An 11,891-nucleotide genomic window follows, 5' to 3' on the forward strand; every position below is an offset into this window, starting at 1 on the left:
TGTAGGAGCTGCCGAAGGCTGCGATCTTTTGCTCTTGCTCTTGCTCTTGCTCTTGCTCTTGCTGTTCTGTGGGAGCGAGCCTGCTCGCGAAGGCGGCCTGACCGCCGACCCATTTCTTGCTGGACGCACGCGATCCAACTGTTGGAATTGGCGAAGGCTCGGGCTGCGATCGGACGATCTTTTGCTTTGGCTTTTGATCTCTTGCCCCTCCACGCCCTCAGCCCGTCCGTCATTCTGTTGCCACTTCCATCGAAGCCTCTATCAGCTATCTCCCAAAACCCGGCTACGAGCTGGCGCGTTTCCTGCAAGTGCCCCGCAAATCGCCATAAAACGAGCGCTCGCGGTGTTTCCTCCTGCGCCCGTAGCGGCAGAAGGTTTGGCCAGAAGGCCTGCGACGCTCAAAAAAGCAGTGCGCAGCCCGGTGACGTACGAGAGGGGAGACGATGAAGGCAGTAATTTTGGCGGGTGGCCTCGGCACGCGCATCAGTGAAGAGTCGCACCTCAAGCCCAAGCCGATGATCGAGATTGGCGGCAAGCCAATTCTCTGGCACATCATGAAGCAGTATTCCGCCCACGGGATCCACGACTTCGTCATTTGCCTGGGCTACAAGGGCTACGCGATCAAGGACTTCTTCGCCAACTACTTCCTGCATACATCCGACGTCACTTTCGACATGCGCAACAACCGCATGGACGTCCATCAGAATTACAGCGAGCCGTGGAGTGTGACCCTCATCGACACCGGCGAGGAAACCATGACCGGTGGCCGCCTGTTGCGTGCCGCGCGTTATCTCAAGGATGAAGAGGCGTTCTGCTTCACCTATGGCGATGGCGTTTCCGACATCAATATTGCTGAGCTGGTCGACTATCACAAGGCTCACGGCCGCCTGGCGACCGTCACTGCGGTGCAGCCGCCAGGTCGTTACGGCGCGCTTGAACGGCAAGGTGACCAGGTGCTGGGTTTCACTGAAAAACCTCGTGGTGACGGTGGCTGGATCAATGGCGGTTTCTTCGTGCTGTCGCCAAAAGTGCTGCCCTACATCAGCGATGACAGCACCACCTGGGAAGCCGAGCCGTTGGCCCGTCTGGCTCAGGACGAACAACTGAAAGCCTTCGAGCACGAAGGTTTCTGGCATCCGATGGACACCCTGCGCGACAAGAACCATCTCGAAGCGCTGTGGCAGAGCGGGGAGGCCCCATGGAAGCAATGGGCTTGAGTGCGGAGTTCTGGCGTGGCAAGCGCGTTCTCGTCACCGGACACACTGGTTTCAAAGGCAGTTGGCTGACCCTTTGGCTGCAAAGCCTCGGCGCGCAGGTCAGCGGTTTTTCGCTGGATCCGTCGACTGAGCCAAGCCTGTTCGCACTGGCGCGCGTACACGAAGGCATCAACGACCAGCGCGGCGATTTGCGTGACCTCGGCGCCTTGCTGGAAATCATCGCCGAGACCGAACCGGAGATCGTCCTGCATCTGGCGGCGCAGCCCTTGGTGCGCGAGGGCTATCGCGATCCGCTCGGCACCTATTCAAGCAATGTCATGGGCACGCTGAACCTGCTCGAAGCGATTCGTCAGGTCGGCGGCGTGCGCGCCTGCGTGCTGGTCACTACCGACAAGGTCTACGCCAACAAGGAATGGCTGTGGCCGTACCGCGAAGACGAAGCCCTCGGTGGCCACGATCCTTACAGCAGCAGCAAGGCCTGCTGCGAGTTGCTCGCGCAGTCGTATGCCGCGTCGTTCTTCCCGGCGGACAAACATGCCGAGCATGGTTTGGCCCTGGCGACCGCACGCGCCGGCAATGTGCTGGGCGGCGGTGACTTTGCCCCGGAGCGACTGATTCCCGACGTATTGAAAGCATGGAGTGCCGACGAGCCGGTGACCCTGCGTTACCCGCAAGCCGTGCGCCCATGGCAGCACGCCCTTGAACCGCTGGCGGGTTACCTGCAATTGGCCGCAGGCCTTTATGCGCGAGGTCCGGAGTATGCCGGCGCGTGGAACTTCGGCCCCGGTGAGGCGGACATGTGCAGCGTCGGCGAAGTCGTCGAATTGCTCGCCAGCCGCTGGCCGCAGGCACCTGGTTTGCGTATCGAAAAAAGCGAACTGCATGAAGCCGGCCTGCTGCGCCTGGACAGCAGCCGTGCGCGGCAATTGCTGGGTTGGCAAGCGCGCTGGACCTTGCAGCAATGCCTGGCCCAGACCCTCGACTGGCACTTGGCGTGGCAGAACGGCGATGACATGCGCGCCGTAACTCTGGGCCAGTTGAATCTGTACCGAGGCGCGCTGTGAGCGAGTTTTCCCTGAAAGCGTTGCCATTGGCCGGTCTGTTCAGCGTTCAGCACAAACGTTTCGAAGATCAGCGCGGGCACTTCGCCCGGTTGTTCTGCGAGGGCAGCCTGATTGCGTTCGGCAATGAATTTCATATCCGCCAGATCAACCACTCCTGCACCCGCGAGAAGGGCAGTGTGCGTGGCCTGCATTATCAGAATGCCAACGCCCCGGAAGCCAAACTGATCACGTGCCTGCGCGGTGAGGTCTGGGATGTGGCGGTGGATCTGCGGCCGGACTCGGAGACGTTTTTGCACTGGCACGCCGAGCACTTGAAGGCGGGCGATGGCCGCAGCCTGTTGATTCCGGCCGGTTTCGCTCATGGCTTTCAGACGCTTACCGCAGACGCCGAATTGCTCTATCTGCACAGCGCCGATTACGCGCCGGAGCACGAGGGCGGCTTGTCGGTGAACGATCCTCGGCTGGCGATTGCCTGGCCGTTGCCTGTCAATAATTTGTCAGCGCGCGATTCCAGCCATCCTGCGCTCGATCAACACTTTGCTGGAGTGCGTCTATGAATTGCCGTGGGTGCGCCGCACCGCTGAATCTGCCGCTGATCGACCTCGGTACTTCGCCGCCGTCCAACGCCTACGTGCATGCCGATCGTCTGGAACAGGCCGAGCAATGGGTCCCGCTCAAAGTCGCGGTGTGCCAGCAATGCTGGCTGGTGCAGACCGAGGATTACACCAGTGCCGACAGCCTGTTCGATGCCGAGTACGCCTACTTCAGTTCGTTCTCCAGCACTTGGCTCAATCACGCCGAGCGCTATGTCGCCGAGATGAGCGAGCGTTTCGGTTTGAACGCTGACAGCCGCGTGGTTGAAGTCGCCGCCAACGATGGTTACCTGCTGCAATACGTCGCCGCGCGCGGGATCCCGTGCCTGGGCGTCGAGCCGACTCGCAGCACCGCACAGGCTGCACGCGAGAAAGGCCTGGAAATTCGCGAGCTGTTCTTCGGCCGCGACACCGCCACGCAATTGCGCAACGAAGGCTGGAGCGCCGACCTGATGGCGGCCAACAACGTGCTCGCCCATGTGCCGGACATCAACGATTTCCTCGCCGGCTTCGCGACGCTGCTCAAGCCGACCGGCGTCGCCACTTTCGAGTTTCCGCAACTGCTGACGCTGATGGCTGGCGCGCAGTTCGACACGCTGTATCACGAACATTATTCCTACCTGTCGCTGACCGCCGTGCAGACCCTGTGCGAGCGCAATGGCCTGGAAGTGTTCGACGTCAGCCAGTTGAGCACTCACGGCGGCTCGCTGCGCGTATTCGTGCAGCGCAAGGACGGCCGGCGCCGCGCTGTTCTCCCGGCAGTTCAGCAACAACTGCAGGCCGAACTCGCTGCCGGGGTAAAAACCCCTGAGTACTACGCGACCCTCGCGCCTGCTGCCGAACGCATCAAACATGACCTGCTGCGCTTCTTGTTGCAGGCCAAAGCCGACGGCAAACGTGTGGTCGGTTACGGCGCGGCGGCCAAGGGCAATACCTTGCTCAACTACGCCGGAGTCAAAGCTGATCTGCTGTCCTGGGTGGCCGATGCCAACCCGCACAAACAGGGCAAGTTCTTGCCGGGCAGTCGCATCCCGATTGTTGCGCCAGCGCAGATCGACATTGAGCAACCGGACTACGTGCTGGTGCTGCCCTGGAACCTGCTGCACGAAGTCAGTCAGCAACTGGCGCAGGTGCGTCAGTGGGACGGGCGCTTCGTCATCGCCGTGCCTGAGTTGAAAGTGCTGTGAAAGTTCTGGTCACTGGCGCCACAGGCTTTGTCGGTCGGCATCTGGTTGCTGCATTGCTTGAGCGCGGCTGCGAAGTCCGCGCGGTGGCGCGCAACGCAGAAACCGCGCAGGGCATGCCATGGATTAACCACGTCGAATTCGTCGCGGCAGACATTCACGCTGCCGACCTGAATGTCGTCGCGCTGACCGAAGGCATCGACGCGCTGGCGCATCTGGCCTGGCCGGGGTTGCCGAACTATCGGGCGCTGTTTCATTTCGAGCACAACCTGATGGCCGATTACCGCTTTATCAAAAACGCGATAGAGGCGGGCGTGTCGCAGGTGCTGGTGACCGGCACCTGCTTCGAATACGGCATGCAGAGCGGTCCGCTCAGCGAGTCAACCGAGCCACGGCCGAGCAATCCCTACGGTCTGGCCAAACATACGCTGCACCTGTTTCTGCAGAATCTGCAGCAGGAGCAACCGTTCACCCTGCAATGGGCGCGCTTGTTCTATCTGCACGGCGAAGGGCAGAACCCCAACAGCCTGTTGGCCGCGCTGGACCGGGCAATCGATAGCGGCGAGGCGTCGTTCAACATGTCGGCCGGTGAGCAGTTGCGCGATTTCCTCGCGATTGAAACCGCCGCGAGTCATCTCGCCGCGATCCTCCATCAGCGCGACTTTGGTGGCGTGATCAACTGCGCCAGCGGCCATCCGGTGTCGGTGCGTGCGCTGGTCGAACAGCGCTTGCGTGAGCGTGGCGCAACCCTGGATCTGAACCTCGGCCATTACCCGTATCCGACCCACGAACCGCTGGCGTTCTGGGCCGTCACCGAGCGCTTGCAACAGTTATTGGGAGAGTCGCCATGAGGCACGAGTTGTACCGGGCCACCGGCCTGCCGGTGTTGCAGAACCGCACTTTCGCCGATGCCGAATCGGCGCGGGCCTCGGCCAGCGCCGACATGGTCCTGGTTCAGGACGAGCGTAGCGGTCTGGTCTTCAACGCCGCGTTCGATGCCGACAAGCTCAGTTATGACGCCGACTATCAGAACGAGCAGGCGCACTCCGGCCAGTTCCAGCAACACCTGCGCGATGTCGAAGGCATCATCGGCAAGCACTTCAAGGGCCGCGAGCTGATCGAGGTCGGCTGCGGCAAGGGCTACTTTCTCGAGCTGCTCAAAGGCCTCGGCTATTCGATTACCGGCATCGACCCGGCTTATGAAGGCGAAAACCCCGAGGTGATCAAGGCGCCGTTTACGCGCGGCCTCGGCCTGGCGGCAGATGCCATTGTGCTGCGTCATGTGCTGGAGCACATCGAAGACCCGGTGAGCTTTCTGGCCGTGATCGCCGAGGCCAATCAGGGCGGGCAGATCTATATCGAAGTGCCGTGCCTGGACTGGATCCTCGAGCACAAGGCCTGGTTCGACCTGTTCTACGAACACGTCAATTATTTCCGCCTCGATGACCTGCGCCGGATGTTCGGCACGGTGCACGAGGCCGGGCATCTGTTCGGCGGCCAATATCTGTACATCGTCGCTGATCTGTCGACGTTGCGCCTGATACCCGAACAACCGGTGCCGCGCCTGACTCTGCCTGAAGATTTCAGCGCCAGCCTCGACCGTGCTGTGCAGATCATCCGCTCGGCGCCTGCGCAGGGTTCGGCGATCTGGGGTGCCTCGTCCAAAGGCGTGATCTATTCGCTGTACCTGCAACGCGCCGGCGTTGCGGTCGATCGCGTAGTCGATATCAACCCGGCCAAGCAGGGGCGTTATCTGCCGCTGAGCGGCGCGCGCGTGTCCTCGCCGCAAGAGGCCATGGATGCGCTGCCGGAAGGCGCGCACCTGTTTGTGATGAATTCCAATTACCTCGAAGAGATCAAGCGGATGACCGGTGGACGCTACGTCTATCACGCCGTCGACAGCGCTTCGTTTCAGTGACCCTTGAGATGACCAACATGACCGACAACAGCATCAACCAAGCCTTCGAAGCCGAGTGCCGCGAGCAGATCGCCCAGCAAGGTGACGACCCCAAACTGACCGGCCTGGCCCGCGATTTCTTCAACGAATCGGCCAAGCACAAATACAGCTACCACTTCTCGTGGATGGGCCGCCCGATCATCCAGCTGCCGCAAGACATGATGGCCATGCAGGAGATCATCTGGCAGGTCAAGCCGGACCTGGTTATCGAGTGCGGCATTGCCCACGGCGGTTCGATCATCTACTACGCCTCGCTGCTCGAGCTGCAAGGCCACGGCGAAGTGCTCGGCATCGACCTCGACATTCGTCCGCACAACCGTGAAGCCATCGAAAGCCACCCGATGGCCAAGCGCATCAAGATGATCGAAGGCTCAAGCATCGACCCGGCCATTGCCGCTCAGGTGCAGGCCGCCGCCAAAGGCAAGAAAGTCATTCTGGTCCTCGACTCCAATCACACCCACGATCACGTGCTCGAAGAGCTGCGCCTCTACGCGCCGCTGGTGTCGGTCGACAGCTATTGCGTGGTCATGGACACCGTGGTTGAAGACATGCCGGCCGATTTCTTCCCGGATCGTCCATGGGGCCCGGGCGACAACCCGAAAACCGCCGTGTGGAAGTACCTGGAAGAGAACCAGGACTTCGAAATCGACCAGCAATTGCAGAACAAACTGCTGATCACCGTGGCGCCGGACGGCTACCTGCGTCGCGTTCGTTAATTCGCAACATTTACCCAGAGTTGTTTCGGCGAGTCGCCGGTTGTGGAGAGAAGTTATGCAAGGCAAGTACAGTTCTGAACTGACGCTACCGCTTGATGAGCTGTTGACGGTGGTGCTCATTACCCACAACCGACCGGCGTTCCTGCGTCGGGCTGTGAAGTATTACAGCGACTTGCCCTGCAAGATCATGGTGCTCGACTCCTCGCCGGAACGTCCGGAAGGCGATTTTTCCGCCGTCGATTACCATCATGTGCCGCAATTCGCGTACTGGGGGATGCAGGCCAAACTGGCCTATGGTGTCGAGCAACTGACCACGCCGTACATGGTGCTGGCGGCCGATGACGACTTCATCCTGCATGATTCATTGGCCGAATCCGTGGGTTTCCTGCAGGCCAATCCGGATTACGGCATGTGCCACGGCTACTGCCTGATGTACCTGACGCTGGCCGGTGGCGTCAGCTACTACCGCCGCGACAAAAAGGTCCAGGAAGACTACTGCTCTGAACAGGCTCAGGAGCGGGTCATCGATTACATGAGCCAGTACATCCCGCCGTTCTATGCGGTGACCCGTACTGATCTGATGAAGACCTGGCACTCGGCATTGCCACCCGGCACCAGCTTCCAGTGGCAGGAAATCGGCCATGTCTATTTCCTGCTGGCCAGTGCCAAAGCACGGATTCTGCCGATCCCTTATGTGGTTCGGGAGATCAACTACGGTGCCTCCGAGCACAGCACCGAGGTGTATCACTCGCTGACCTACGTCGATGCCAAATCGGTCGCCGAGCGTGAAGCCTTTGCCGAGTTCCTTGCCGCGCTGCCAACCCAGATCAAAGGGCTGAACGCCGAGCAGGGCAAAGCGCTTGCCCTGCAAAGCTTCGAGGCAATGGTCGACAGCCTGCAATCGAATCGAGCGCTGACTGCGGAGCTGATCATCCAGTCCACCTGGAATCAGGAGCTCAAGTACCCGGATCGTCGTTTCGGGCCTTTGCAGTACGTGGAAATGCCGTTCTACAACGAGGCATTTTTCGACCGCCTGGCGCAGTTCGAATTCATGCTGCACGCCATGCCGGCGGGGCGCATCCAGCTTGAAGGCCTGGAGGGCGTCTGGACCCGTCAGGCGCACTTGCTGCAAGCACGCAACAACGACACGCCGGAAAGCGTTCTCGACCGTTTGTGGCAGGCTCACGATCTCAATGCGTTCAATCGCACCGTGATCAAGCGGCTGGCGGCTCAGCTGACTGCGATGGGCCAAGCCGAAGAGGCGCAAGCGATGCAGGCCTGGATCGAGCGTCTCGAAGCGTTGACCGTCGATGACCATCATGCGGTCATGGACAAGATGCAGTCCGGTCGCCTGCTCAACTGGCTGGCCGCACGTGCGCCCGGCGCTCACCTCGAGGCAATCGGCCAACATCTGGCGGTGAATGGCGGCGGGCCGCAGTTCGGCATTTTTCTGCTGGATCTGGACGACGACATCGACAAGCTTCAGGTGTCTCTCGACAGCTTGCTGGAAGGGCAGTGCAAGGCCTTCCGCATTGTCGTGTTCACCACCGGCGAAGCGCCCGCCGCGACCACGGCGCAGAACACCCTGCATTTTGTCCGAGTGACCGCGGGCAATCTGATCGACAAGCTCAATCAAAGCGCTCGTCAATCGCCGTGTGACTGGCTGCTGTTGGCTGAAGCCGGTGATGAGTTCACTGCCAGCGGATTGTTGCGCGCCAGCCTGGAGTTGATGAACGCCGGCGATTGCCGCGCGGTATCCACCGACGAAATCCAGCGTCAGGAAAACGGTGCCCTGACCGACGTGTTCCGGCCGGGCTTCAACCTTGATCTGCTGCTGAGCCTGCCAACGCTGATGGCGCGGCACTGGCTGGTACGGCGCGATGCGCTGGTCGAAATCGGCGGCTATCGCGCTGATTTCAGTCAGGCACTGGAGCTCGATGTGCTGCTGCGTCTTATCGAAGAACACGGCCTCAACAGCCTGGCTCACCTCGACGAGCCGCTATTGATCAGCCAGGCACCAGAGCTGGTCGAGAATGCTGACGAGCGCCTGGCGCTGCTGCGCCATTTGGGCAATCGCGGTTACAAGGGCAAAGTGACGTCAGCGGTCCCGGGGGTTTACCAGATCGACTACCACCACAGTGATCGTCCGCTGGTGTCGATCATTATTCCGGCGGGCAGCGATTTGGCGGTGCTGCAACGTTGCCTTGAAGGTGTGTTGCTGCGTACCCGTTACCATCACTATGAAGTGCTGATCGCCGCGACTGCGGATCAGACGGCTGAGATCAATGACTGGCTCGGCACTTACAAGCACTCCAGAGTGCAGGTGCTGCGTACTGATCGGACGTTGAGCGCAGCAGGATTATTCAACGCGGGCAGTCGTCAGGCGCGTGGCGAGTACCTGGTGCTGCTCGCCGCCGATGCGGAAGTGGTCAATCCGAACTGGCTCGACTCTTTGCTCAACCATGCTCTGCGTCCGGAGGTCGGCGTGGTCGGGCCAAAACTGATCGACCGTGATCGCAAGATCAGCCAGGCGGGATTGATCCTGGGCATGAATGGCGGGGTCGATTCGCCCTTCGTCGGTGAAGATCACGATGCCGACGGTTACCTGCACCGCTTGGCGGTGGAACAGAACTACTCGGCGGTATCGAGCGTGTGCCTGATGGTCCGCAAAGAGTTGTACGAGGCGCTCGGCGGTCTGGACGAAAGCACATTTGCCGAAGGCTTCAGCGATGTCGATCTGTGCCTGAGCGCCGGGCAAGCCGGTTATCTGACGGTATGGACTCCGGCGGTGCAAGTCATCCATCAGGGCGGTATGCCTGACGCCCCGCAAGCGCTGCTGGCCCTGCGCGAAAAATGGCCGGCGGCATTCGTTCAGGATCAGGCCTACAACGCGAACCTGAGCCTGAAGGGCAAAGGCTTCGTGCTCGATGACAATGCTTCACTGGACTGGGCACAGTTGCTCGCTTAAGCCTGGCGACAGGGACGGAATTGAAAAAATGTTCAACGGTAAATCGATCTTCATCTCCGGCGGCACCGGCTCGTTCGGGCGCAACTTCATCCGTCGCTTGCTGGAGCAATACCAGCCCAAGCGCGTGGTGGTGTTCTCCCGCGACGAGCTGAAACAGTACGAGATGCAGCAGACCTTCAATGCGCCGTGCATGCGTTATTTCATCGGTGACGTGCGTGACGCCGACCGCTTGCGTCAGGCCATGCGCGGTATCGATTACGTGGTGCATGCCGCCGCGCTAAAGCAGGTGCCGGCGGCGGAATACAACCCGACCGAATGCATCCGTACCAACGTCAACGGCGCGGAAAACATCATCGCCGCTGCGATCGATAACGGCGTAAAGAAAGTCGTCGCGCTGTCCACCGACAAGGCGGCCAGCCCGATCAATCTGTACGGCGCGACCAAGTTGCTTTCGGACAAATTGTTCGTCGCCGCCAACAACATTGCCGGCGAGCAGCAGACCCGTTTCGCCGTGGTGCGCTACGGCAACGTCGCTGGCTCGCGCGGCTCGGTGGTGCCGTTTTTCAGCAAGCTGATCGCTGACGGCGCGCAAGAATTGCCGATCACCGACGAGCGCATGACGCGGTTCTGGATCACCCTCGACCACGGCGTGCAGTTCGTCCTCGACAGCTTTGCGCGGATGCACGGCGGCGAAGTGTTCGTGCCGAAGATCCCGTCGATCCGCATCGTCGATCTGGCGCGCGGCATGGCTGAACATCTGCCGCACAAAAACGTCGGCATTCGTCCGGGCGAAAAGCTGCATGAACTGATGGTGCCGCTGGACGATGCGCGCATGACCCTGGAGTTCGAGGATCACTACACGATTCAGCCGTCGATTCGTTTTACCAGCGTCGACGTCGATTTCGCCGTCGATAAACTCGGTGAACGTGGCCGTGCGGTGGGCGAGGATTTCGAGTATCGCTCGGACACCAACCCGCATTTCCTTTCAGTGGGGCAGATCGCCGATCTGCACGCGAAGCTGTCGGTATGATCCCTTACTGTCGGCAGAGCCTTGATCAGGCGGACATCGACGCGGTGGTCGAAGTCCTGCAATCGGACTGGCTGACCCAGGGGCCGACCATAGAACGTTTCGAGCAGGCGATGGCCGAGCGCTGTCAGGCGGATTTCGCCGTAGCGGTGTGCAATGCCACGGCGGCGCTGCACATTGCCTGTCTGGCTGCTGACCTGGGGCCGGGCGATCGCTTGTGGACCTCGCCAAACACCTTTCTTGCCTCGGCCAATTGCGGGCGTTATTGCGGCGCTGATGTTGATTTCGTCGACATCGATCCGCTGACCTGGAACCTCGATGCCTTTGCCCTTGAAGCGAAGCTGGAACAGGCCGAGCGCGACGGCACGTTGCCGAAAGTCCTCGTCGCCGTCGCGTTCTCCGGGCAGAGCTGCGATATGCGGCGCATCGCCGAACTGGCGGTGCGCTACAACTTCACCGTGATCGAAGACGCCTCCCACGCAGTGGGCGCGAGCTACGCCGGCCGCCCGGTCGGTTGTGGCGAGTTTGCGGCAATGACGGTGTTCAGTTTTCACCCGGTGAAAATCATTACCAGCGCCGAAGGCGGCATGGTCCTGACCAATCGCCCGGTGCTGGCCGAACGTCTGCGACGCCTGCGCAGCCACGGCATGACCCGCGATCCCGAGCACATGACCGAGCCGAGCCACGGGGCGTGGTATTACCAGCAAGTCGAGCTGGGCTTCAATTACCGGATCACCGATCTGCAAGCGGCGCTGGGACTGTCGCAACTACGCAAACTTGATGAGTTTGTCGCACGTCGCCGGGAACTGGCCGCGCGTTACGATCAGTTGCTCGCCTACCTGCCGCTGACCTTGCCGAGCGCGCAGCCGGAAGCCGATTCGGCGTGGCACCTGTATGTGGTGCGCTTGCAGACCGAGCGCTGCAACCTCAGTCATCGCCAAGTGTTCGAAGGTTTGCGCAACGCTGGCATCGGCGTCAATCTGCACTACATTCCCGTGCACTTGCAGCCTTACTATCGAGAGCTGGGCTTTGCCGAGGGCGATTTTCCCGAGGCCGAGCGCTATTACGCCGAGGCGCTCAGCTTGCCGCTGTTCCCTTTGCTCAGTGAGGCACAACAGGATCAGGTGGTCGAGCAACTGCGTCGGCTGCTGCTTGAGGAGTAAGG

At 60.9% G+C, this 11,891-nt stretch carries 10 protein-coding genes; all 10 read left to right on the top strand.

All coding sequences use genetic code 11. The features are described from left to right. The first annotated feature begins 443 nt into the window (after positions 1 to 443). Genes rfbF through pseC form a run of 10 tightly spaced genes read left to right on the top strand, consistent with a single transcriptional unit; the run spans position 444 to position 11,889 of the window. Entirely contained in the window at positions 444 to 1,217 is a 774-nt protein-coding gene (rfbF, locus tag AB4O12_RS01920; RefSeq protein WP_041478997.1) for a glucose-1-phosphate cytidylyltransferase, read from the top strand. Next, entirely contained in the window at positions 1,199 to 2,281 is a 1,083-nt protein-coding gene (rfbG, locus tag AB4O12_RS01925; RefSeq protein ID WP_460060231.1) for a CDP-glucose 4,6-dehydratase, read from the top strand. Before rfbF ends, rfbG begins: the two co-directional genes overlap by 19 nt. Further along, on the top strand, positions 2,278 to 2,838 hold the full coding sequence (locus AB4O12_RS01930; RefSeq protein WP_095180705.1) for a dTDP-4-dehydrorhamnose 3,5-epimerase family protein: 561 nt from the start codon (positions 2,278 to 2,280) through the stop codon (positions 2,836 to 2,838). The genes rfbG and AB4O12_RS01930 overlap by 4 nt, the downstream gene beginning before the upstream one ends. After that, entirely contained in the window at positions 2,835 to 4,061 is a 1,227-nt protein-coding gene (locus AB4O12_RS01935; RefSeq protein WP_460060233.1) for a methyltransferase domain-containing protein, read from the top strand. The genes AB4O12_RS01930 and AB4O12_RS01935 overlap by 4 nt, the downstream gene beginning before the upstream one ends. Next, a complete protein-coding gene (locus tag AB4O12_RS01940; protein WP_460060235.1) occupies positions 4,058 to 4,909 on the top strand; it encodes an NAD-dependent epimerase/dehydratase family protein in 852 nt (283 codons plus the stop codon). The genes AB4O12_RS01935 and AB4O12_RS01940 overlap by 4 nt, the downstream gene beginning before the upstream one ends. Further along, positions 4,906 to 5,976 (top strand): class I SAM-dependent methyltransferase, encoded by a 1,071-nt coding sequence (locus AB4O12_RS01945; RefSeq protein WP_056783774.1) that lies wholly within the window; start codon positions 4,906 to 4,908, stop codon positions 5,974 to 5,976. The genes AB4O12_RS01940 and AB4O12_RS01945 overlap by 4 nt, the downstream gene beginning before the upstream one ends. A 17-nt stretch (positions 5,977 to 5,993) precedes the next feature. Beyond that, on the top strand, positions 5,994 to 6,731 hold the full coding sequence (locus AB4O12_RS01950) for a cephalosporin hydroxylase family protein (protein WP_038860482.1): 738 nt from the start codon (positions 5,994 to 5,996) through the stop codon (positions 6,729 to 6,731). A 55-nt stretch (positions 6,732 to 6,786) separates the two neighbouring features. Continuing rightward, positions 6,787 to 9,699: a glycosyltransferase family 2 protein gene (locus AB4O12_RS01955; RefSeq protein ID WP_095180709.1), complete on the top strand. Its 2,913-nt coding sequence runs from the start codon at positions 6,787 to 6,789 to the stop codon at positions 9,697 to 9,699. A gap of 28 nt (positions 9,700 to 9,727) precedes the next feature. Continuing rightward, positions 9,728 to 10,729 carry a UDP-N-acetylglucosamine 4,6-dehydratase (inverting) gene (gene pseB, locus AB4O12_RS01960; RefSeq protein ID WP_041479004.1) on the top strand — a complete coding sequence of 334 codons (1,002 nt, stop codon included), beginning with the start codon at positions 9,728 to 9,730 and terminating at the stop codon, positions 10,727 to 10,729. Next, complete coding sequence (pseC, locus tag AB4O12_RS01965) at positions 10,726 to 11,889, top strand: UDP-4-amino-4,6-dideoxy-N-acetyl-beta-L-altrosamine transaminase (protein ID WP_150636644.1); 1,164 nt, start codon at positions 10,726 to 10,728, stop codon at positions 11,887 to 11,889. The genes pseB and pseC overlap by 4 nt, the downstream gene beginning before the upstream one ends. Positions 11,890 to 11,891 lie beyond the last annotated feature (2 nt).

The organism is Pseudomonas sp. S2_A05 (assembly GCF_054668485.1).

Excerpts from the sequence above, each read along its gene's own strand:
- pseB (WP_041479004.1), top strand. The coding sequence starts at position 9,728 with ATGTTCAACGGTAAATCGATCTTCATCTCCGGCGGCACCGGCTCGTTC.
- rfbF (WP_041478997.1), top strand. The coding sequence starts at position 444 with ATGAAGGCAGTAATTTTGGCGGGTGGCCTCGGCACGCGCATCAGTGAA.
- AB4O12_RS01935 (WP_460060233.1), top strand. The coding sequence starts at position 2,835 with ATGAATTGCCGTGGGTGCGCCGCACCGCTGAATCTGCCGCTGATCGAC.
- rfbG (WP_460060231.1), top strand. The coding sequence starts at position 1,199 with ATGGAAGCAATGGGCTTGAGTGCGGAGTTCTGGCGTGGCAAGCGCGTT.
- AB4O12_RS01945 (WP_056783774.1), top strand. The coding sequence starts at position 4,906 with ATGAGGCACGAGTTGTACCGGGCCACCGGCCTGCCGGTGTTGCAGAAC.
- AB4O12_RS01955 (WP_095180709.1), top strand. The coding sequence starts at position 6,787 with ATGCAAGGCAAGTACAGTTCTGAACTGACGCTACCGCTTGATGAGCTG.
- pseC (WP_150636644.1), top strand. The coding sequence starts at position 10,726 with ATGATCCCTTACTGTCGGCAGAGCCTTGATCAGGCGGACATCGACGCG.
- AB4O12_RS01950 (WP_038860482.1), top strand. The coding sequence starts at position 5,994 with ATGACCGACAACAGCATCAACCAAGCCTTCGAAGCCGAGTGCCGCGAG.